Genomic DNA, 22,033 nt, shown 5'->3' with positions numbered 1-22,033 from the left:
GGATGGCCCACCGGGAGCCACTCGCGCACATCAGGAGGCAACAAGAACTGCTGATCACGAGTCACCGCACGGAACCGAGGAGCCACCCACGAATTCTCCCCCGTCTCGGACCTGAACGCGAGCACCTAACGCAACAGCCTCCCTACGTCGCCAACTCGCCACCAGAACGGTGGGTGGGGTCAGGTGCGGGCGCGGAGGGGGGCGATGATCTCGTCGGCGAAGCGCTCGAGGTCTCGGAGCTTGGTGTCGAGCGCCTCGGGGTCGCCGCCGTAGAAGTACCAGGGGACGGTGATGACGTCGGTGACGCCGAGGGCGGCGAGCTCGTCCATGGCCTCGATGGAGGGCATCACCATGGGCGTGACCTTGATCTCGAAGGGTCGGTCGGCCGTGCCGTACTCCTCGCGGAAAGCGGTGAGCTTGGGCACGGTCTCGGCGATCTCGTCCGGCGTGACCTGCACCGCGATCCAGCCGTCGCCGAGGCGGGCCGCCCGCTTCAGCGCCGGCTCGGAGTGCCCGCCCACGTAGATGGGCACCGGCTCCACGGGCGCCGGCGCCATCATCAGCCGGTCGAAGTCGTAGTGCTTGCCGTGGTGCTCGACCCACCCGCCGGCGAGGCAGGCTCGCAGGATCTCGATGCCCTCGTCGAGGCGCTTGCCCCGGGTCTTCATCTCCTGGCCGAGCCAGGCGAACTCCTCGGGGATCCACGACAGGCCGACGCCGATGCCGATCCGCCCCTCGAACATCGCCGCGGTCGACGTGACCGTCTTCGCCACGAGCAGCGGCTCGCGGATGCCCACCTTCATCACGTTGGTGAAGAACGAGAGGCGCTCGGTGACCGCGGCCATGGCCGGGATGGCCACCCACGGGTCGGGCCACGGCGCCTCGGCGGGCCAGAAGCGCACCCCGTCGGGCGTGTACGGGTACCCCGCCGACACGTGTTCGGGGAAGAAGACCGAGTCGGGCACCGAGATGGCATCCCAGCCCGCGGCCTCCGCCGCCTGGGCGATGGGCAGCAGGTGGTCCGCCGGCGTGAACGGCAGCGAGACGGTGAACCGCATCACACTGGCTCCTCGTGCCTCGGAGCGGCTTCGCCATCCGGTTCGTCGGCGGCGCTGCTTCGCTCCGCTCGCAACGTGAACCGCATCACGCTGGCTCCTCGTGCCTCGGAGCGGCTTCGCCATCCGGTTCGTCGGCGGCGCTGCTTCGCTCCGCTCGCAACGTCGATCGCATCACACGGGCCCCATCGTCAGATGCTGTCCCAGTAGGTCCCGGCGAGCATGCGCTCGATGGTGGCTCGGTGCATGACGTAGTCGTCGGGATCCTCGGGGGCGTCGCGCTCGCCGAAGAACACGCCCCGCTGGGCGGTACGGGTCATGACGATGCCGTGGCGGAGCGCGGCGTACATCAGGTACCAGTCGAGGTCCCGGGGGGTGTGGCCGGTGATCGACTCGTAGAGGCTGGCGACGTCGTCGCGGTGCAGGTACGTGGGCATGCCCGGCATCCCGTACTGCTCGGCGAGGTCCTGGAAGAAGCGGTGGATGAAGATCATCCACGCGAGGTCCAGCTCGCGGGGCCCGAGCGCCGCCATCTCCCAGTCGAGCGCGGCCACCGGCTCGAAGTCCCGGTAGATCATGTTGCCGATGCGGCCGTCGCCCCAGCTGACGACCGTGGGGCCCTCGTCCTCGGGCCAGTGCTCGTCGAGCCAGTCGAAGGTGGCCTCGATGACCGGCAGGCGGATCTCGTCGGCGGTGCCGGCGCCACGTGTCCAGTCGTAGAAGGCCCGCTGGCCGTTCACGTGGCGGCGCAGCGGGGTGTCGCCAGGGGCCTTGGTGTCGAGGAAGACCAGCTCCTCGTCGGTGGCCTCGAGCGAGTGCAGCTCGGCGACCACCTCGACCGACCGGTCCTGGAGGAGGCGTTGGTCCACGGGGTCGGCGTCGAACAGCCAGTTGTCGCCGAAGGGGTACGGCATGACATCGGGCGGCACGATGCCGTCGACCCGCGCCATGACGATGAAGGGCGACCCGACCGGCTCGGGGTCGGGCTCGAACCAGAGGTTGCGGGGCACGGGCACGCTGGTGCGCTCGCCCACGAGGGTCATGACCCGGTGCTGCAGCTCGAGGTCGTAGGTGGGGAACACGGGCACCGCGCTGGCCTCGGGCTCGAGCCGGGCCACGCAGCGCTCGTGGTGCTCGCCGTCGGCGTCGGTCCAGGTCGCGTCGAACAGGAGCGTCTCACTCGACATGCCGTTGGTCGAAGGCGCGGCGAGGTCGGTGACCGCCCCGTGGGTCGCCCCGGGTCGGGCCGCCAGCCAGGCGCTGAGGCGCTCGGTCAGCTCGTCGTGGCTACGGGTGGAGGTCTGGGGGCGGTCCGTCGACGGTGGCCCCCCGGCGGCGTCGGTGTCGCTCATAGGCCGACCAGTTTGACAGCCCTCCGGGGGTGGGGCGTTCGCGTCAATCGGACGTCGGGCCGCCCGGGGTCCTTGCGCGCGCTGCCGACGGGCCGATGGGGACGGTGGGTAACCAGTCAGCGGAGGGGGAGACCGTGACCGACCGAGACCGACCGGGCGACCGAACGGTGGACCAGCGTTGCGCGGTGCTGCTGCGCCTCGCGGTGGCCGAGGGCGATCGGGGCCACCCGTTCGAGGCCCGTGACCTCCTGGCGGCCGCCGAGTGCGAAGCCCGCCGCAGCGATCGCCCCGACCTGCTGCTGGCCGTGCGGACGGCGTGCGTCCGCGCCAACCGGCGCCGACCGAGATTCCCCGTCCTGGCTGACCGTGGGACCGCCCTGACTGACTAACGTCTGGCGCTCGCCGAGGTGGCTCGGCCACGAGCGGGAGGCGCGAAGTGAGCGGGACACGGCGGCGAGGTCGAGGCACGGGTCGGCCTCGCGGGGCGCGGGTGCGCACCCCCGTCGGCCCGACCGTCGCGGCCGCCGTCGGCGTGGTCGGCGTGGCCGTCGCGCTCGTCGCCGGTGTCCTGTCGCCCACGCCCCTGGCGGCCCGGCCGGCGGGCCCGCCGCCCGGTCTCGAGCCCATCGTGTTCGTGCACGGCCTGCACGACTCCAGCGCCGCGTTCACCACCATGGTCCAGCGCTTCCGCGACGCGGGCGTCCCCGAGGACCGGCTGTGGGCGTGGAACTACGACTCGCGCCAGTCGAACGTCGATTCGGCGGACGACTTCGCCGCCTTCGTGACCGGGGTGCGCCTCGAGACCGGGGCGGCGCGCGTCGACGTCGTCGCCCACTCGATGGGTGCGCTCCCCACCCGCTGGTGCATCCGCTTCGGACCGTGCCGGCGGGTAGTCGACGACTGGGTGTCGCTGGCGGGGCCCAACCACGGATCGAACATCACCCTCACCTGCCTGCTCTTCCCCGGCGAGGAGGGGTGCCCCGAGATGGCCGTCGGGTCCTCGTTCCTCGATCAGCTCAACGAGGGCGACGAGACTCCGGGCCAGGTCGACTACACCACCATCCGCACCACCGACGACCAGATCATCTCGCCCAGCGACTCGACCGAGCTCGCCGGCGCACCCAACCTGGTCTTCGAGGGGTTGGCCCACAACGATCTCCTCACCGAGCCCGCCGTGTTCGCGAAGGTGGCCGCGGTGGTCTTCGACGGGGTCGCGCCTGGCGGCGCCGGCCTCGCCGAGGCGGCCGCCGTCCCAGCCGAGGGGTCGGTCCCGTCGGTCCCACCGCGCTCCACGGTCGATACCGCGGCGGACGAGAGCCGGGCGGCGGGGCGGACCGGCATCATCGTGGCCGCACTCGACAGCAGGCCGAACGCGGCGCGCGACGTGGCCTTCACCTTGTGCCGGGGGGCGAGCACCGACTGTCGCACCTTCACCCTCGACGACGATGCCGACCCGGTCCGTCAGCGGCGGGCGCGCCACGGCGGCCTCGCGGTCGGCCGCTGGAAGCTGAGCCAGTCGACCCCACCCGGATGGGCCCTCGCCGGCATCACGTGCGACACGGACGAGCGCGTCCAACTCCACCGGGCCCGCGCCGTGATCGAGCTCCAGGCCGGCGAGAAGAGCACGTGCACCTTCACCATCGAGCGCTCGACCACGACGTCGACGACCTCCACCTCGTCCACGACCACCACGAGCAGCACCACCTCCACGAGCACCACCTCCACGAGCACCACCTCCACGAGCACCACCACGACGAGCACGACCACGACGGCGCCCCCGCCGCCGCCGGCCAACGACGCGGTGGCGGCCGCCCAAGCGCTGCCCTTCGCCACCGGCACCACCCGGGGCAGCAACGAGCGGGCCACGGTCGAGGCCGGCGAGCCGCAGCACGCCGAGGCCGCGCCCACGCGCACCGTCTGGTACCGGTGGACGGCGGGGCTCAGCGCCGCGGTCGCGGTCGACACCTGCGCCAGCGCCTTCGACACCGTGCTGGCGGTGTACTCGGGGCCCGCGACCGGGCCCTCCGTCGACGGGCTCTCCGAGATCGCCGCCGACGAGGACACGTGTGGCGCGCAGAGCCGCCTGCGCTTCGCCTCGGTCGCCGGTACCACCTACTACCTGGCGGTCGGCGGGTACGGCGGCGCCCAGGGCGAGGTCGTGCTGCGGCGGTCCCTGGTGACGGGCCCGGTGTCCGACGCCTTCTCGGCGACGGTCCCGCTGGCCCCCGGGGGAGGGACGCTCGACGTGGCCACCGGGTTCGCCTCGTCCGAGCGGTCCGAGCCCTCCCACGCAGGCAACCCCGCGGCACACAGCGTCTGGTACTCGTGGACGGCACCCGCCGACGGTCCCGTCACCTTCGACACCTGCGGGAGCGACTTCGACACGGTCCTCGCCGTGTCCACCGGCGACGCCCTGACCGCCCTCAGCCCGGTCGCCGCCGCCGACGACACCTGCGAGCTGGGCGCCCGCGTCGGCTTCGACGCGATCGCCGGCACCACCTACCGCATCGCCGTCGACGGCTTCCACGGCGCCACGGGCACCGCCACCCTGTCCTGGGGCTGACGGCCGGGGCGGCGCAGGGCCGCGCCGCTAGCGTTCGGGACGTGAGTGGAGGGGACCGCGACGAGCCGGACCGGGGCGACGAGCGCCTGAGGGTCGGGCACAGCAAGGACGTGGCCGCCGGGCCCGCCGGCGTGGTCGCGGGGACCCGCATGGCCCTCGCCGAGATGGGGGTGCGGCGGGGGACCCGGGCCCTGCTCAAGGTCAACCAGGCCGAGGGCTTCGACTGCCCGGGGTGCGCCTGGCCCGAGGCCGCCCCCGCCGGGACCCGGGAGAGCGGGAAGCACGCGCGGAGCCACGCCGAGTTCTGCGAGAACGGCATGAAGGCGGTGGCCGAGGAGGCGACCACCCGTCGCGTGGGGCGCGAGTTCTTCGCCAACCACAGCGTGGACGACCTCGCCGCCCGGACCGACCACTGGCTGGGCAGCCGCGGCCGGCTCACCGAGCCGATGGTGAAGCGCCCCGGCTCCGACCACTACGAGCCCATCGCCTGGGACGACGCCCTCGGCCTGCTGGCCGGCGAGCTGAACGCCGTGGCCCACCCCGACCGGGCGGTCTTCTACACCTCCGGCCGGACCAGCAACGAGGCCGCCTTCGCCTACCAGCTCTTCGTGCGCCAGTTCGGCACCAACAACCTGCCCGACTGCTCCAACATGTGCCACGAGTCGAGCGGCGTCGCCCTCACCGAGACCGTCGGCGTGGGCAAGGGCAGCGTCACCCTGGACGATCTCGCCCACGCCGACCTGATCTTCGTGGTGGGTCAGAACCCGGGCACCAACCACCCGCGCATGCTCTCCGCGCTCGAGCGGGCCAAGGACAACGGCGCCAAGGTCGTCGCGGTCAACCCGCTGCCCGAAGCGGGCCTGTTGCGGTTCAAGAACCCGCAGCGACCCACGCGGGCGCTCGGACGGGGCACCGCCCTCGCCGACCTCTTCCTCCAGATCCGGGTCAACGGCGACCTCGCCCTGTTCCAGGCCCTCAACCGAGGTCTGCTCGACCGGGCCGAGACCGATCCCTCGGCCATCGACCGCGCGTTCCTCGACGAGCACTGCGACGGCTTCGACGCCCTCGCCGCCCATCTCGCCGAACTGGACGGGGACCTGATCGACCGGGCGACCGGCCTTCCCCGGGAGCAGATCGACGAGGCGCTGGCCATGGTGCTCGCCGCCGACCGCATCATCGTCTGCTGGGCCATGGGCCTCACCCAGCACCGCAACTCGGTGCCGACGATCCGCGAGATCGTGAACTTCTGCCTGCTGCGTGGCAACGTCGGGCGCCCCGGCGCCGGCCTCTGCCCCGTGCGGGGGCACAGCAACGTCCAAGGCGACCGGACGATGGGCATCCACGAGAAACCCGAGGCGCCGTTCCTCGACGCGCTCGGCGCCGAGTTCGGCTTCGTGCCGCCGCGCGATCCGGGCTACGACGTGGTCGAGGCCATCCGGGCGATGCGCGACGGCGAGGTCGACGTCTTCTTCGGCCTGGGGGGCAACTTCGTGGCCGCCGCCCCCGACACCGAGGTCACCAGCGCGGCCATGGCCCGGTGCCGGGTCACCGCCCACGTCAGCACCAAGCTCAACCGCTCGCACACCGTGGTGGGTGACACCGCGCTGATCCTGCCCTGCCTCGGGCGCACCGAACGCGACGTCCAGGCCGGCGCCGAGCAGTACGTCACCGTCGAGGACTCGATGGGCATGGTCCACGCCAGCCGCGGTCGCCTCGACCCGGCGTCGCCCCACCTGCGCAGCGAGGTGGCCATCGTCGCGGGCCTCGCCGCCGCCACGCTGGGCGGGCGCGGCGACGTGGACTGGGCCGCGCTCACCGCGGACTACGCCCGCATCCGCGACCACATCGAGGCCGTCGTGCCCGGCTTCGAGTCCTTCAACGACCGCTCGGGCCGGCCCGAGGGCTTCGCCCTCCCCAACCCCGTGCGCGACTCCCGCACGTTCCCCACCGCCACCGGCCGGGGTCGGCTCACCGTGAACCCCCTGGACGTACTCGAGGTGCCCGACGGCCACCTGCTGTTGCAGACGATCCGGTCCCACGACCAGTTCAACACCACGATCTACGGCCTCGACGACCGCTACCGGGGCATCCACCAGGGCCGGCGGGTGGTGTTCGCGCACGCCGACGACCTCACCGCGCTCGGCGTCACCGACGGCCAGGTGGTCGACCTCGTCGGCGTCCCGGACGCGCCGGGGGCCGCGCCCCGACGGGCCGAGGCCTTCCGGGTCGTGGCCTACGACGTGGCCCGGGGCACCTGCGCCGCCTACTTCCCGGAGACGAACGTGCTGGTGCCCCTCGACAGCACTGCCGAGTCGAGCAACACGCCGACGTCCAAGTCGGTCATCGTCCGCCTCGAGGGCCGCCCGGATCCGCCACCCGGCGGCGCGATCGTGTGATGCTCCGGTGATGGGCGACGTGCACCACCCTGACGACGACCTGCCCCGGGAAGCGACCGACGACCGTCGCTCGGGCGACTCTGCCGTGGACGAACCTCCCGTGGACGACGAGGGGCTCCAGTTCGGCCTCGGCCGGGGCCTCGGCGCCATCCTCGCCGGCCCCTCGGCCCCACCGGTGGGTGCCGGCGCCGGGACCACGACGGGTGGGCTGTCCTCGCTGTTCGCCGGTACGTCGAACGCTCCCCGTCCGCACACGGCCCCCGCCCGACCCGGGCCCGAGCGGCCCGACAGAGCCGGAGGCTGGCCCCGCACGGGCACCGACCCCGCGCCGCCGCCCCTGCCGCTGGTACCCCGCGACGAGCGGCGCGCCCGGGTGGTGCACCCTGCGGCCGCTCCCCAGCGCCAGGCCGTCGAGCAGCGCCTGCACGATCTCGTGGCGGCCATCGACCTCGACGTCGCGGTGCACCTCCGCCCCGGCCCCGGCGGCGGCAGCCTCATCATGGTCCGGCCCACCATCGGCTCCCTGCCGGGGAGGGACATGGATGCCCTCTGCCGGGCCATCCGGGCCTTCGTGGGCGAATGCCGCCTCACCACCGACGACTTCGAGGCCGCCGGCCACCACTGTGTCGCCTTCGGTCCACGGCCGCTCACGCCCGCCGGCGTGTACGTGCTCGGTCGCCGCGACGGCGGCCTCACCATGGACGAGCGCTGGGCGCTGCACCAGCGCCTCAGCCCCACCGCGATGCCCGCCTGAGCGCACCGGCCCCGGTCGCCGGGCACCGCCGTCCGCCGGCCGGTCGAAGACGGTGGTCGCGACGGGCCGAGCGCGGGCGTCGGGGGACGCCTCTAACCTCTGTCGGGTGACGTTCCGGCCCGAGGCGATCCAGGGCGCCGTCCGAGAGGCGGGCGGCTCGATCGACTACCGCCTGGCCCGCCACGCCCTGGTGAGCGAGTTCAAGAAGGGCCGCCTCGCCGAGCACGAGGTGTGCGACGCCCATCCCGAGCTCGTGCGCGCCGCCCGCGAGCTCGGCGACCCGACCTCGATGACCTGCCCCATCTGCGAGGAGACCCAGGTGGTGCTGGTCTCCTACGTCTTCGGCCCCCGCCTGCCGGCCCACGGACGCTGCGTCAGCCAGAAGGGCGAGCTGGCCAAGTTGGCCAAGCGCAAGGGCGACCTCACCTGCTACGTCGTCGAGGTGTGCCCGAACTGCTCCTGGAACCACCTCGCCCGCACCTTCCCGCTGTAGCGCTGATCGCCGGCGCCGGGAACCGAACGCGCCGCCGCGACGTGGAAGGGGGGCATGCCTGCATTACGATTCTGTGACGTCGCGCCGGTCCGACCCGGTCCGCCCGCCCCTCAGCCGTGAGCCCTCGATGAGTCAATCCTCCAACGCGGTGCAGGACGTCCCGGAAGGGATGCGCCTCAACCGACGCGGCAAGCTGAAGAAGCTCCGCAAGCGCAGCATCATCTGGCGCTGGCGCCGCGTCTTCTACCTGGCCCTGCTGCTCGTGGTGGCGGGCTCGGCCGGCGCCTTCTGGGTGCTGTCGCAGGTGAAGCTGCCCGCGGCCAACGACCAGCTCCGCCAGACCACCTTCGTCTGCTTCGCGCAGACCACCGAGAACTGCGGGCCCGAGAACGCCGACTTCAAGCTGAAGGGCGACGAGGACCGGGTCAACATCGTCTACGAGGACCTGCCCGACGTCGTGATCGAGGCGGTGATCTCGGCCGAGGACCGGGACTTCTTCCAGCACGGTGGCATCGACCCCGTCGGCATCGCCCGTGCCGTGATGGCCAACGCCAACGAGGAGGAGATCACCCAGGGCGGCTCGACCATCACCCAGCAGTACGTGAAGAACGTCTATCTCACCCGCGAGCGCTCCATCACCCGCAAGCTCCGCGAGGCCATCCTCGCCGTGCGCGTCGACGACGAGCTCTCCAAGGAGGAGATCCTCGAGCGCTACCTGAACACCATCTACTTCGGCCGGGGCGCCTACGGCATCCAGGCCGCGTCGCGGGCCTACTTCCGCCACGACATCCAGGAGCTCGACGGCCTCGACAACACGACGGGTGAGTTCTCGCCGATCGAGCTCGCCCAGGTGGCGTACCTCGCCGGCCTGATCCGTGCCCCCGAGAGCGCCGACGCCCAGCGCAACCCCAACGTGGCCACCCAGCGCCGCAACTCGGTGCTCAACGCCATGTTCGAAGAGGGCTACATCACCCGGGACGAGGCGAAGGCGGCCAAGCAGGAGGGCTGGGAGGTCGACGACCTCTTCGCCAGCCGGAACATCGTCTCCCGCACCCCGGCCACCACCCTCGGCACCGTGCGCGACTGGGAGCACGGCACGGAGTACTTCGCCGAGTACGTCCGCCAGAAGCTGGTCGAGGAGTTCGGCGAGGACCAGGTCTACGGCGGCGGCCTGCGGGTCTACACGACCCTCAGCATGGACATGCAACAGGCGGCGTACGACACCGTCACCGAGACCCTCAACCTGCCCGGCGACCCGGCCGCCTCCATCGTGGCCCTCGACGACCGGGGCCGGGTGCGGGCGATGATGGGCGGCACCGACTTCGCCAACCAATCGGTCAACCTGGCGGTCGGCGTCGAGGGCGGCGGCTCGGGCCGCCAGCCCGGCTCGTCGTTCAAGCCCTTCGCGGTCGCCACCGCGCTCAAGGAGGGGTATGCGGCCGACGCCCGCATGACCGTCCCCAGCGCCGGCGAGTTCGACCTCTCCGAGTACGGCGCCGGCGGCGGGACGTGGCGGGTGTCGGGAGGGGGCGGCAGCCACTCGATGATGACGGCGCTACCGGCGTCGTCGAACATGTTCTTCGCCACCTTGATGTTGAAGCTGGGCTCCGAGCGAGTGATCGAGACGGCCAACCAGATGGGCGTCACCGCCGACCTCCCCACCGTGCCCTCGATCGTGCTCGGCGCCGGCGAGGTCTCGCCGCTGGACATGGCCTCCGCCTATTCCACCCTCATGAACCACGGCACCCACTACGAGCCGCAGGTCATCACCCGGGTCGAGGACTCGGACGGCAACGTCATCTGGACCGCTCCCGAGGAGGGCCAGCAGGTCCTCACGCCCGAGGTGGCCGACATCACCACCACGGCGATGCGCAGCGTGGTCACCAGCGGCACCGGACGGGCGGCAGCCCTCGACAACGTGGCCGCGGCGGGCAAGACCGGCACCACCCAGAACAACAAGGACGCCTGGTTCGTGGGCTTCCGCTGCAACTTCGTGGCCTCGGTGTGGATGGGCTACCCGGGCTTCGACGGCGCCCCCGTCACGCCCATGAACAACGTCCACGGCGAGCGCCAGGAGGGCGGGCGCTTCCCGGCGCGCATGTGGCACGACTTCATGACCCGTGCCGATCCCTTCCTCAACGACAATTGCGACCTGGCCAGCGTCAGCGACTTCCCCGAGGGCAAGGACTACAACGACGAGGGTGAGCTGCCCGGCGGCGCCGTGGCCGGCGGCAACACCGCGGTCACCGCACCGCCGACGCCGGCGACCGTCACCGTGCCCCCGGTGACCTCGCCTCCCACCACCCAGCCCCCGGTCACCGTCACGGTCACCGTGCCCCCCACCACCGTGGTCGCCCCCGGGGGCGCCAACGCGGGGGAGGGCGATGCCGACGACGAGGGCCGAAGATCGGGCGGTTCCCCGTGAGCGCGCCCGCGCCCGCGCCCGTGTCGTGCACCTCGTGCGGTCGAGACGACGAGGAGCTCGAAGCCGTGCACCGGATCTACGTGACCCCCGAGGCGTGGGACACGCCCGGCAAGGTGGACGTGCAGGACGAGGTCGAGCACTGGTGCTTCGCCTGTCGCACGCAGTACCCCCACGAAGGCGTCTGATCCCCGGAATTCGCCCGCGATCGGGCGCGCGTGGGTAACCTCTCCTCATACCGCCGGCAGCCGAGGGGCGCTGGACGGGAAGGAGGCTCAGCCATGAGCAACACGCAGATGACCGTGCCCGCCGTGCGCGCCCGCAAGGTCGCCGACGGGGCCGAACCCCTGGTGATGGTGACGGCGTACGACGCGCCCGGCGCCCGCATCGCGGACGAGGCCGGGGTCGACCTGATCCTGGTGGGCGACTCGCTCGCCATGGTGGTGCTCGGCTACGAGGACACCCTCCAGGTGACCATCGAGGACATGGCCCACCACACCGCCGCGGTGGCGCGGGCCAAGCCCAAGGCCCTCATCGTGGGCGACCTGCCGTGGATGAGCTACCACGTGTCCACCGAGGACACCGTGCGCAACGCCGCCGCCCTCATCCGGGCCGGCGCGCAGTGCGTCAAGCTCGAGGGCGGCCGCAAGCGACTGCCCATGATCGAGGCCCTCGTGGCCGCCGAGATCCCCGTCATGGGCCACCTCGGGCTCACCCCGCAGTCGGTGCACGCCATGGGCGGCTTCAAGGTGCAGGGCAAGGAGGCCGAGGCCGCGCTGCAGCTCGTGGCCGAGGCCAAGGCCCTCGCCCACGCCGGGTGCTTCGCCCTCGTGCTCGAAGGTGTCCCCGACGTCGTGGCCGCCATGGTCACCGCGGCGGTGGACGTGCCCACCATCGGCATCGGCGCCGGCCGCCACTGCGACGGCCAGGTGCTCGTCTACCACGACCTGCTCGGCATCGAGGACCGTGTCGCCCCCAAGTTCGTGCGCCGCTACGCCGACCTCAAGGGCGACGCCGTGAGCGCGATGGCGGCCTTCGCCGACGACGTGCGCACCGGCGCCTTCCCCAACGACGACGAGAGCTACCACGTCAGCGGCGAGGTGGCCGAGTCCCTCGAGCTCTACGGCTCCACGCCCCCGCCGGGCGCCTGACTCCGACCGGCGCTAGCGCCGGTTCCAGCGTAGGGCCCGGATCGCGTGGTCCGGGCCCTTGTGCACCACGACGTCGGCGCGGGCCGCGCTCGGGGCGATGTCCTCGACCAGGTTCGGCAGGTTGACCTCGGTCCAGACCGCGACGGCGAGCTCGGTGACGGTCTCGGGGCCGAGGTCGGCCCAGCCGAAGTAGAACGACTCGGGGTCGTCGGCGGCGTCGCGGACCAGGTCGTGCATGCGGGCCACGTACCACGCCTCCAGATCCTCCACGGCGGCATCGACGTACACGCCGAGGTCGCCGAAGCGCCGCTGGAGGGCGACGACGCCTTCGACGACGAGCAGGTCCGGGCGGGCGAAGACGTCCGGCTCGTCGAGCACGTCGTAGCGCTGGTGGGAGTACACCGGGGCCGAGAGGGAGGCCTCGCCGGCGCGGGCCGCGGCGACCAGGGCGTCGAGGCGGTCCAGGTCGTAGGTCTCGGGGCGGCCCTTGCGGTCGAGCAGGCCCTGCGCCTCGAGGACGGCGTTGGGCCGGAGGAAGCCGTCGGTGGTGACCACCTCGACCGAGGCGCCGCCGGCGCGGACCCGATCGGCGAGCTCGGTGGCGATGGTCGACTTGCCCACGGCGACGGGGCCGGCGATGGCGAGCACGCGGGTCCGTCCCGGCACGGGAGCGAGGCGGTCGACCACCTGGTCGAGCGGGTCCGCACCCGTCACGGGGAAGCTCCAGCCCTCAGAAGGCGGTGAGACGGGCGGGGACGGGCTCGTCGACGTCGACCGGTTCGTAGGTGCGGAACACGACGTCCCAGACGGGGCTCGTCACCCCGAAATTCACGGTGCCGCCGCGGCCGTGGTGGTGAAGGTGGCGGCGTTGCTGCCAACGGGTGTAGCGGGTGCGGGCGGGGCGGAAGTGGGACTGGAAGTGGACCCGCTCGTAGACGAGGTAGGTGGCGATGCCCGAGAGGCCGACCAGCGCCCCGGTGTACCAGGGCGCGCCGACCACGGTGGCCAGCCAGGCGCCGACGGGGCAGAGGAACCCGAGCCCCACGAGGAGGGTCATCATCAGCGACAGCGGGGAGGCCAGCGGCCGCTTGGTGGGGTGGCGGTGGTGCTCGAGATGGCCCCGCGAGGCGATGGCGGGTCCGAGCTCGGCGTGCATGAACCACCGGTGGATCACGTACTCGGTGAAGCTCCACGCCACGACGCCGGCGAGCACCGCCAGGGCTGCCACGGCCACCACGATCACAAGGGGCAGTATGGCCCCATGACCTCTCGCCGCGCCGCTCCACCGCTGCGCCGCGCCGCCGCGTTCGTGCTCGTCGCCGGCGCGCTCCTCGTCGCGGTGGCGTGTGGCGGGGGCGACGACGAGGCCGTGGACGACGGCCGCTCGGGGCGGGCGGAGCCGACCGCAGCCGTGGACGGGGCGTGCGCCGACCTCGAGCCGATCGGCGAGTTCGGCGAGGTGCTCGTCACCGTCGACGGCGACGAGCACTGCCTGCTGCTCGCCCAGACGCCCGAGGAGCGGGCGCGTGGCCTGATGGAGGTCACCGACCTCGCCGGCTACCCCGGCATGCTCTTCGCCTTCCCTGCCGACAGCGAGGGTGGCTTCTGGATGCGCAACACGCCCACCCCGCTGTCCATCGCCTACCTCGACGCCTCGGGGGCCATCGTCTCCACGGCGGACATGGAGCCGTGCGACGATGTCCCCACCTGCCCCTCGTACCCGGCGTCGGGGCCCTACCGCTTCACGGTCGAGGTGCCCCGGGGCGAGCTCACCGGCCTCGGTCTGGAGGGCCCTGCACGGCTCACCGTCGAGAGCGAGATCGACCCCTCCTAGAGGGTGCCTGGCTGTACAGCTCTGTCCAGTGCGACCCCGTGTCTGCGGGTCTACGGTGTCCGTCGGGCGGGCCCGGGGCGGGGGCACAGGTGGGGGCGCCGGTGGTGAAGGGACCCTGCGATGTCAGGTGGCGAGGGCCTGCTCGGGGCGAACGTGGGGGCGCTGCTCGACGCCGCCCCTGACGCGATCGTCGTCAGCGACCAGGACGGCCGCATCCGGCTGGTCAACCGCCAGGCCGAGGCGCTGTTCGGCTACGACCGGGCTGAGCTGATCGGCGAGCCGGTCGAGCTGCTCGTGCCGCAGCAGACGCTCGCCCGCCATCCGCAGCTGCGGGCCCGCTACCTGCACGCGGCGGTGGCCCGGCCGATGGGGGCCGGCCAGGAGCTGTCCGCCCGTCGCAAGGACGGCTCCGAGGTCCCGGTCGAGATCGCGCTCTCGTCCATCCGCACCGACGAGGGGCTGCTGGTGTCGGCGGCGGTGCGCGACGTGTCGGAGCGCAAGCGGACCGAGGCGAAGTACCAGGGGTTGCTCGACGCCGCTCCGGACGCGATCGTGGCCGTGGACGAGGACGGGACCATCCAGCTGGTGAACCGTCAGGCCGAGGCCCTGTTCGGCTACGGCCGGGAGGAGCTGCTGGGTGGGAGCCTCGAGCTGCTGATCCCGGAGCGGGTGAAGGGCGTTCATCCGGGCCACCGGCAGGCGTACTTCGCCCACCCCGTGACCCGGCCCATGGGTGCCGGACTCGAGCTGTCGGCGCGGCGGCGTGACGGGACCGAGTTCCCCGTCGACATCTCGCTGTCGTCGGTCACCACCGAGGAGGGCCGCCTGGTGACGGCGGCGGTGCGCGACGTCACCGATCGCCAGCGGGCTCAGGTCGAACAGGCCGAGTTGGAGGATCGGCTGCGACGCGCCGAGGTGGAGGAGGCGCGCGCCCAGATGGAGGCGCAGCTCCAGCAGTCGCAGCGGCTCGAGAGCATCGGGCAGCTGGCCGGGGGCATCGCCCACGACTTCAACAACCTGCTGGCGGGGATCATGAACTACTCGGAACTGGTCCTCGCCGGCGTGTCGGCCGCCCGCGACCGCCACGGCGACGCCCAGCTCGACGAGGTGGCCGCCGACACGCGGGAGATCATGGCCGTGGCGGGCCGGGCCGCCGACCTGGTGCGCCAGCTGCTCATCTTCTCGCGGCGTGAGGTGACCAAGCCCGTGGTGCTGGACCTGAACGCCGTGGTCACCGAGATGGAGAAGCTCCTCGCCCGCACCATCGGCGAGGACATCCACCTCCAGACCTCGCTGCGTCCGGGCCTGGCCCACACCACGGTGGACAAGGCACAGTTCGAGCAGGTCCTCATGAACCTCGCCGTCAACGCGCGCGACGCGATGCCCGACGGCGGCCGCCTGACGCTGATGACCTCCGAGTTCGAGGCCGACGAGGACTACGCCTCCACCCACGGCATCGCTCCGGGGCCCTACGTGCGCCTCACCGTCTCGGACACCGGGACGGGCATGCCCCCGGACGTCGCCGAGCGGGCCTTCGAGCCGTTCTTCACCACCAAGTCCCGCGACCGCGGCTCCGGTCTCGGGCTGGCGACGGTCTACGGCATCGTCACCCAGGCGGGGGGAGACCTCACCCTCTACTCCGAGGTGGGGCTCGGCACGACGGTGCGGGTCAACCTGCCCGCGACCGTCGACCGCGCCGAGCCCGGCGACCACGAGTCGGCGGGACCGCCGCCCGGCGGGGGTGAGACGGTCCTCCTCGTCGAGGACGAGGCCATGGTGCGCGAGCCCGCACGCCGGATGCTGGTCCAGCGCGGCTACACGGTCCTCGCCGCGGCCGACGCCGCCGAAGCGCTCGAGCTCGCCGAGGGACACCACGGGACCATCGATCTCCTGCTGACCGACGTGGTGATGCCGGGTCTGTCGGGCAAGGCCCTGGCGGAGCTGCTGGTGGAGCAACGACCGGACCTTCAGGTGTTGTTCATGAGTGGCTACAGCCACGACGTGATCGCCCATCAGGGCGTGTTGGAAGAAGGGGTGATGCTGGTGGAGAAGCCGTTCGTGGCTGAGGTGCTGTTGGCGGCGATCCGTGAACGCCTGGACGGGGAGGTGGAAGGTGGCTGACGAGCGCATGGAGCAGGCGGAGACGACCTCGGCCGGCTCGGTCCTGGTCATCGACGACGACGAGACCTTCCGGCGGTCGCTCGTGCGCATGGCCCAGGCCGCCGGGTACCGCTGCGAGGCGGCCGAGGGGGCGGTCGAGGCGCGGGGGAAGCTCGAGGAGAGCGCCGGCGACATCGACGTCGTGCTCTGCGACATCCAGATGCCGGGGGAGTCCGGGCTCGACCTGCTGCCGGCGCTGGTGGCCGACCATCCCGGTCTGGCCATCGTGATGATGACCGGCCTGACGGACCCGGAGACGGCCGCCCGGGCGGTCGAGATCGGGGCGGACGGGTACCTCGTCAAGCCCTTCGACCGAACCGAGCTGCTGGTGGCGGTGGCGACTGCGGTCAAGCGCCGCTCGCTGGATCGCACCCGGGCCGTGCTGGCCGAGGGCCACGAGCGCGCCGTGCTCCGCGTGCGCGACCTCTCGGCCACGCTCGGCGACTTCGAGGCCCGCGGCGCGCCGGTGTCCGAGGTCGATGGCGGATCGGACGTCAGCGAGCTCATCGACCGCCTCTCCCGGGCCGTGTCGCTGCGCCACGAGGAGACCGCAAAGCACCTCGAGCGCATGAGCCGCTTCGCTGCCATCCTCGGGTCGGCGGTCGGCTTCTCGGACTACTCCATCGACGAGCTGCGGGTGGCCGCGGCCCTCCACGACGTCGGCAAGATCGGTGTTCCCGACTCGGTGCTGCTCAAGCCGGGCCGTCTCGACCCGTCCGAGTACGCGGTGATCCAGAAGCACGCCTCCTACGGCTACCGCCTGCTGGCGGGCTCGCAGTCGCGCGTGATCGCCGAAGCGGCCAACGTCGCGCTCTGCCACCACGAGTGGTGGGACGGCTCGGGCTACCCGCTCGGCATCCAGGGCGAGGAGATCTCCGAGGGCGCCCGCATCGTCGCGGTCACCGATGTGTTCGACGCGCTGACCTCGGACCGGGTCTACCGGCCCCGACACACCTTCGACGAGGCCCAGGCGATGATGACCGAGCTCCGGGGCCGACAGTTCGAGCCCCGGTTGTTGGACGCCTTCTTCGCGGCCCGCCCGCAGCTCGAGGCCATCGCCGCCGAGTACCCGGACCACGCCCCCGAGGACGAACGCGTGCGCCTGATGGTCGTCGACGACCACGAGATCTTCCTCGACAGCCTCGTGCGACGGCTGGCCCTCGAGGAGGACCTGCGCGTGGTCGGTGTCGCCCGCAGCGTCGAGGAGGCGCGGCGCGGCATCGCCACCTACGAGCCCGACGTCGTGCTCATGGACTTCGAGCTTCCCGACGGCGACGGGGCGGAGGCCACCGAGCACGTCAAGCGGTACGCACCGGCGGTGAAGGTGGTCATGCTGACGGGCCGGACGGACCAGGCCGCGATGGTCCGGGCGCTGGCGGCGGGGTGCTCGGGGTTCGTCACCAAGACCGAGGGCGCCGACCACCTCATCGGGGCGATCCGCCACGCCCACCACGACGAGGCGGTGCCCTCCCCGGCCGACCTGGCTCCTCTGCTGGCGGAGCTGAGCGGCACCCAGCGAGGGCTCGGCGCCACCTTGAGCCTGCGAGAGATCGAGGTGCTCGAGCTCGTCGCCGCCGGCCTGCCCAACAAGGCCATCGGCGAGCGGCTCTACCTCAGCGTGCACACCGTCCGGAACCACGTGCAGCGCATCCTCGAGAAGCTGCACGTCCACTCGAAGCTCGAGGCCGTGTCCGTCGCCGTGCGCGAGGGGATCATCGTGATGCCCCGGATGTAGCGGCCGGCCCCGGGCTCAGCCCTTCCAGACCACCATGCCGAACGCGGCGCGCGCGAGGTGGACCGTGGCACGGACGGCGAAGACCAACCCGGCGAGGGAGAGCAGGCTCATGGCCAGGGCGGCGGCGCCGGCCACCCCGGCCTGCTCGAGGGAGATGCGGTCGTTGGGCTCCAGCACGGCCGGGGCGTAGGCGAGGACGGCGGTGGCGCCGAGGGGCACCAGGCTGAGGCCGATCCCGAGCGCGGCAGAGCCCACGGCGAAACCTCGCCACTCCGGGCGGGTGAGGCCTCGGCGGACCGCCGTGGAGCGCACCACCCGTTGCGCCACGAACGCGACGAGCAGGAGCAGCACGACGGGCCGCAGGGCGATGGCGGCGTCCCAGGACTCGTCGGCGCGCACCTGTCCCGTGCTGGCGAGGGGCACGCCGTCGTCGATGCGGTCGAAAGCGATGCTGGCACCGAGGTAGACGAGGCCCGACAGCGCGCCCAGGCGGCCGAAGTCGGGGAGCTTGTGCACCCAGGGGGCGACCCACGTGGCCGGAAAGCGCGCCGGCGGGGTGGCGACCGGCGGCGACGGAGCGGCGGGTGGCGGCGGGGCGGCGGGCGACGGCGCGGGCGGGGGCGGCCGGAGCGTGGCTCTCGGGGGCGGGGGCGGCGGTGGCCGCCAGGACCGGTCGGCGGGCAGGGGTGGGGTGTAGGAGACGTTGGGCAGCGCCGGGGCCGCGGGCACGGGCCGGGGTGGCGCCTCGACGCTGGTGGCCACGGCCGCGGCGGGGGGTGCCGCCGGCGCCGGCGCCGCCCCCGCCCCTGCCCCCGCCTCGACCGGCGCCGGTGCTCCCGGAGGCGGCGGGGCCGACGCGGGCTCGGGGGGTGGCGCCGGAGCGGGCAGTGCCGGGGTGGGGGGCTCGGGCGGCGGGGGTGGCGGCTCGGGGGGAGGAGCGAGGTGCCACGTCTTCTCGACGAGCATCGCCGACGTGCGCACCGGGTCGTCCGCAGCGGGCGCCCGCAGGGCCACGAGACGGTCCACCAGCTCGACGGCGGTCGGGCGGTCGGCGGGATCCTTGGCGTGCGCGGCGGCGACGAGCTCGGCGAGCGGGCCGGTGAGGGTGCCGTGGTCGGGCTCGTGGTGCAACACCTGGTACATGACGGCGGCGGCGTTGCCGGCCTCCTCCTGGAACGGAGCGCGGCCGTTCGCGGCGAACGACACCACCGAGGCCCAGGCGAACACGTCGATGGCGGGGCTGGCGTCGCCGCCGGTGAACTGCTCGGGGGCCATGTAGGGGGCGGTGCCCATCACCAGCCCGGTCGAGGTGAGGCGATTGAGGCCCGGTGCCGAGGCGATGCCGAAGTCGACCACCACCGGCGTGCGGGGGGTGAGCAGGACGTTGCCGGGCTTGAGGTCCCGGTGCACGACGCCCGCAGCGGTGATGGAGGCGATGGCTTCGGCGAGCGCCAGGGCCAAGGCGTAGAGGGGGTCGTCCGCCAGGCCGCCGCGGCGCGCCACCACCTCGTGGAGGGTGGGCCCGTCGATGAACTCGGTGACGAAGTAGGGCGGCGACGCCTCGAGGTCGTAGTCGAGCACCTCGGCGACGTGGACGCCGCGCACCCGCCGGGCCAGTGAGACCTCCCGGCCGAAGCGGGCGACGTAGTCGGCGTGGGTGGCCAGGTGGCGGTGCATGACCTTCACCGCGCCCCACCGGTCCTCGTCGTCCTCGGCCTCGTAGACGACGCCGAAGCCGCCCTCGCCCACCCGTCCGATCAGGTGCCACGCCCCGAGCCGACGCGGGTCATCGGCCAGCAGCGGTCGGGACACCCCGTGATTTTGCTCCGAAGCGCCGGCGTTCCCACCGCGCGGTGGCGTGGCGACCTCGGCTCAGAGCGCCAGGAAGGCGAGGAGGCCGGCCAGCGCCGCCAGTGCGATGACGATCGCCCCGATGGCGATGAGGCGGTTGCGGCGCTGGTGGTGGCCGAGGCCGAAGTCGACGAGGTCCTCCTGGCGCCGGCGGCGCAGGTAGGCGTCGTCGGCGCGGGTGCCGACCTTGGGCAGGTGCTTGGGCGGGTGCTGCTTGTGCCGCCGCGCCTCCTGCTGGGACCGCTTCTGTCCCCGCTGGCTGTTCTTGCGGGCCCGCTGGGCACTCTTGCTCTTGGCCACGGCGGCACTCTAGATCGGACGGCGCCGACGGGCACTCCGGTGGCGCCAACGACTTATCGGATATGATAAGGACATGGCGCAGCGCTCGGAGACGATACAGCGGGTGCTCGCGTCGGCGGCGCGTCTCCAGGAGGTCGTCCCCGACGCGGTGCTGGTCGGCGGGTCCGCCGCCGCCCTCTACGCCGGCCATCGAGACTCGTTCGACCACGACCACGTGCTCACCGATCTCGTGGACCGCTACGCGCTGGTCCTCGAGGCGGTCGAGGCCACGGAAGGCTGGGCCACCTCGGTGCGTGCCTCGAAGCCACCGTTCACGATCATGGGGAGCCTGGGCGGGATCGAGGCGGGGCTGCGTCAGCTCCGGCGGAGGCGTCCGCTCGAGACCACCGAGGTCGACGTCGGTGACGGCGCCACCGTGGTCGCCCCCACCGAGCCGGAGGCCCTGCGGGTCAAGGCCTACCTGGTCGTCCAGCGCAACGTCGTGCGCGACTACCTCGACGTCGTCGCGCTCGCCGATCACCTCGGGGCGGAGGCGGCGCGGGCCGCGCTCGCTCCCATCGACGAGTACTACGCCGACCGCTCGGGAGAGCCGGGCTCGGTGCTCACCGCGCTCGTCGCCGCGCTCGCCGACCCCCAGCCCCGCGACACCGAGGTGATCGACGAGTTGCCCCGCTACAAGGGCCTCGCCGAGCGGTGGCAACGCTGGTCCGACGTGGTGGACGCCTGCCGGGAGCTGGCGCTGCAGCTGAGCGGAGCGGTGTGATGGCGGTCCAGTTCCGCAACGTCGACGCCTCGCCCGACGACGACGTCCGCACGTGGCCCTACGAGGCGCTCGTCACCGTGGTCGACCGGGGCCTCGTCCCCGACTGGCAGCCCGTGTTCGCCGAGATCCGCCGCTCGCCCTGGGGACGCGTGGCCCGCCGTGTCGAGCGCTACCTCGCCTACCGCGATCCCGACGGCGTCGGCACCCTGTTCCGGCTGGCCATCGACCGGGCCCGCCACGACGCCGACCGGCGCGACCGGGCCGAGGCGGCCGCCCGCGTACGCGCCGCGGTCGAGCGCTCGGGCCTGACCAACGCCGAGTTCGCCTCGCTCGTCGGCACCAGCGCCTCGCGCCTCAGCACCTACCTGAGCGGCAAGGTCACCCCTTCGGCGGCACTCCTCGTCCGCATCGAACGCGTCGGCGGCGAGCCCACGAACTCGGAGGCGAATGATCGGATCAGTTGAGAGTGGGGCATACGTCCGAGGTGCGATGGTGGGATCGGCGCGGACAACGAGGGAGCGCTTCACGCTCCCGTGCTCTCCGTCTCGCCATGGCTCAAGGACCGTGCCGACGACTATCGCGATCACTTGCTGGCGGTGAGCACCACCGGCGACTGGGCACCGTGGGTCGAGTTCTTCGCGCGTGCGATCTGTGCAGAGGCCTGCTCAGGTCACGCCCGCGTCATGCGGTTGCTTGCTTTGCGAGACGAGATTGGCGAGGTGGTTCGCTCCGCGTTGCCTCGGGCCCGACTGGCGGTGGAGATCGCCGACGATCTCATCGCCTACCCGATCCTCTCTGTCTCCGACGCTCACCGCCGCTTCGGTCGCTCGAACCAGGCCAACCGCGACGCGGTGGGGTCACTCGTGGAGTTGGGGATCCTTGAGCCGTACGGCGACGCCCGCTACGACCGGCTCTACTGGAACCGGAGGGTGTTCCAGGTCATCGACAGTTGATGGGGACGGTGAGGATGCGTTGTTCCGGATGGACGGGGAGATCCAGACGGACCAATGGTCACAGGTCGCTGCACTTTGGTTTCGTGGCAACAACCTTGTTCTTGAGTATCTCTCAGGGCTTGGATCAGCACGCATGCCTTCGTAGACACGCGGCCGAGTCTTTCGAGACCGTGTAGCGAGTGACGACGTGAGATCGAGCTCGAACCTTGGAGAACTACGGCTCCTTGTACCCAGGTCAGGACTGGTGCCGC

20 protein-coding genes are annotated in these 22,033 nt (G+C 72.4%); 14 read left to right on the top strand and 6 right to left on the bottom strand.

Annotated elements, in window-relative coordinates:
- Nucleotides 1-179: 179 nt before the first annotated feature.
- Together JNK12_25395 and JNK12_25390 are read right to left on the bottom strand one after the other, a co-directional pair.
- Nucleotides 180-1,058 carry a TIGR03619 family F420-dependent LLM class oxidoreductase gene (locus JNK12_25395; protein MBL8779283.1) on the bottom strand — a complete coding sequence of 293 codons (879 nt, stop codon included), beginning with the start codon at nt 1,056-1,058 and terminating at the stop codon, nt 180-182.
- A 188-nt stretch (nt 1,059-1,246) separates the two neighbouring features.
- The gene (locus JNK12_25390) at nt 1,247-2,407 is read right to left on the bottom strand and encodes a phosphotransferase family protein (GenBank protein MBL8779282.1); all 1,161 of its coding nucleotides are present in this window, start codon (nt 2,405-2,407) and stop codon (nt 1,247-1,249) included.
- Nucleotides 2,408-2,541: 134 nt separating this feature from the next.
- Here JNK12_25390 and JNK12_25385 point away from each other — a divergent pair, with 134 nt between their 5' ends.
- From JNK12_25385 to panB, 8 genes are all read left to right on the top strand, one after another.
- Nucleotides 2,542-2,796: a hypothetical protein gene (locus JNK12_25385; protein MBL8779281.1), complete on the top strand. Its 255-nt coding sequence runs from the start codon at nt 2,542-2,544 to the stop codon at nt 2,794-2,796.
- Between the two features lie 101 nt (nt 2,797-2,897).
- Nucleotides 2,898-4,970, top strand: a complete 2,073-nt coding sequence (locus JNK12_25380) for a hypothetical protein (protein MBL8779280.1) — start codon at nt 2,898-2,900, stop codon at nt 4,968-4,970.
- Between the two features lie 41 nt (nt 4,971-5,011).
- On the top strand, nt 5,012-7,366 hold the full coding sequence (locus tag JNK12_25375) for an FdhF/YdeP family oxidoreductase (protein MBL8779279.1): 2,355 nt from the start codon (nt 5,012-5,014) through the stop codon (nt 7,364-7,366).
- Between the two features lie 10 nt (nt 7,367-7,376).
- The gene (locus JNK12_25370) at nt 7,377-8,120 is read left to right on the top strand and encodes a hypothetical protein (protein ID MBL8779278.1); all 744 of its coding nucleotides are present in this window, start codon (nt 7,377-7,379) and stop codon (nt 8,118-8,120) included.
- Between the two features lie 106 nt (nt 8,121-8,226).
- Entirely contained in the window at nt 8,227-8,613 is a 387-nt protein-coding gene (locus JNK12_25365; protein MBL8779277.1) for a DUF5318 family protein, read from the top strand.
- Between the two features lie 127 nt (nt 8,614-8,740).
- Complete coding sequence (locus JNK12_25360) at nt 8,741-11,038, top strand: transglycosylase domain-containing protein (GenBank protein ID MBL8779276.1); 2,298 nt, start codon at nt 8,741-8,743, stop codon at nt 11,036-11,038.
- Nucleotides 11,035-11,223 carry a hypothetical protein gene (locus JNK12_25355; GenBank protein ID MBL8779275.1) on the top strand — a complete coding sequence of 63 codons (189 nt, stop codon included), beginning with the start codon at nt 11,035-11,037 and terminating at the stop codon, nt 11,221-11,223. Before JNK12_25360 ends, JNK12_25355 begins: the two co-directional genes overlap by 4 nt.
- A 108-nt stretch (nt 11,224-11,331) precedes the next feature.
- Nucleotides 11,332-12,186: a 3-methyl-2-oxobutanoate hydroxymethyltransferase gene (gene panB, locus JNK12_25350; GenBank protein ID MBL8779274.1), complete on the top strand. Its 855-nt coding sequence runs from the start codon at nt 11,332-11,334 to the stop codon at nt 12,184-12,186.
- A 12-nt stretch (nt 12,187-12,198) separates the two neighbouring features.
- On the opposite strand, the gene JNK12_25345 is transcribed toward panB, so the two are convergent.
- Entirely contained in the window at nt 12,199-12,900 is a 702-nt protein-coding gene (locus tag JNK12_25345; GenBank protein ID MBL8779273.1) for a type I pantothenate kinase, read from the bottom strand.
- Nucleotides 12,901-12,916: 16 nt separating this feature from the next.
- The gene (locus JNK12_25340; GenBank protein MBL8779272.1) at nt 12,917-13,414 is read right to left on the bottom strand and encodes a sterol desaturase family protein; all 498 of its coding nucleotides are present in this window, start codon (nt 13,412-13,414) and stop codon (nt 12,917-12,919) included.
- Between the two features lie 33 nt (nt 13,415-13,447).
- Between JNK12_25340 and JNK12_25335 the strand changes: the two genes are divergently transcribed.
- The 3 genes from JNK12_25335 to JNK12_25325 all read left to right on the top strand — a co-directional run bounded on the left by JNK12_25335 (nt 13,448) and on the right by JNK12_25325 (nt 17,915).
- Nucleotides 13,448-14,020 (top strand): DUF192 domain-containing protein, encoded by a 573-nt coding sequence (locus JNK12_25335; protein ID MBL8779271.1) that lies wholly within the window; start codon nt 13,448-13,450, stop codon nt 14,018-14,020.
- 120 nt (nt 14,021-14,140) lie between these two features.
- A complete protein-coding gene (locus JNK12_25330) occupies nt 14,141-16,141 on the top strand; it encodes a PAS domain S-box protein (protein ID MBL8779270.1) in 2,001 nt (666 codons plus the stop codon).
- Nucleotides 16,134-17,915, top strand: coding sequence for a response regulator (locus JNK12_25325; protein ID MBL8779269.1), 1,782 nt, complete (start codon nt 16,134-16,136; stop codon nt 17,913-17,915). The genes JNK12_25330 and JNK12_25325 overlap by 8 nt, the downstream gene beginning before the upstream one ends.
- A gap of 15 nt (nt 17,916-17,930) precedes the next feature.
- Here the strand turns inward: JNK12_25325 and JNK12_25320 are convergent, their stop codons facing one another.
- Both JNK12_25320 and JNK12_25315 read right to left on the bottom strand, forming a co-directional pair.
- Complete coding sequence (locus tag JNK12_25320; protein ID MBL8779268.1) at nt 17,931-19,727, bottom strand: serine/threonine protein kinase; 1,797 nt, start codon at nt 19,725-19,727, stop codon at nt 17,931-17,933.
- Nucleotides 19,728-19,787: 60 nt separating this feature from the next.
- On the bottom strand, nt 19,788-20,066 hold the full coding sequence (locus tag JNK12_25315) for a hypothetical protein (GenBank protein MBL8779267.1): 279 nt from the start codon (nt 20,064-20,066) through the stop codon (nt 19,788-19,790).
- Nucleotides 20,067-20,139: 73 nt separating this feature from the next.
- Here JNK12_25315 and JNK12_25310 point away from each other — a divergent pair, with 73 nt between their 5' ends.
- The 3 genes from JNK12_25310 to JNK12_25300 all read left to right on the top strand — a co-directional run bounded on the left by JNK12_25310 (nt 20,140) and on the right by JNK12_25300 (nt 21,782).
- Nucleotides 20,140-20,829 (top strand): hypothetical protein, encoded by a 690-nt coding sequence (locus tag JNK12_25310; GenBank protein MBL8779266.1) that lies wholly within the window; start codon nt 20,140-20,142, stop codon nt 20,827-20,829.
- A complete protein-coding gene (locus JNK12_25305; GenBank protein ID MBL8779265.1) occupies nt 20,829-21,293 on the top strand; it encodes a helix-turn-helix transcriptional regulator in 465 nt (154 codons plus the stop codon). Before JNK12_25310 ends, JNK12_25305 begins: the two co-directional genes overlap by 1 nt.
- 69 nt (nt 21,294-21,362) lie before the next feature.
- Nucleotides 21,363-21,782: a hypothetical protein gene (locus JNK12_25300; protein ID MBL8779264.1), complete on the top strand. Its 420-nt coding sequence runs from the start codon at nt 21,363-21,365 to the stop codon at nt 21,780-21,782.
- Nucleotides 21,783-22,033: the final 251 nt, after the last annotated feature.

It is taken from the genome of Acidimicrobiales bacterium (assembly GCA_016794585.1).
Lineage (GTDB): Bacteria > Actinomycetota > Acidimicrobiia > Acidimicrobiales > DATDAH01 > JAEUJM01.
Note: the sequence above shows the minus strand (reverse complement) of the source record. Positions and strands in the feature narration are given on the sequence as shown.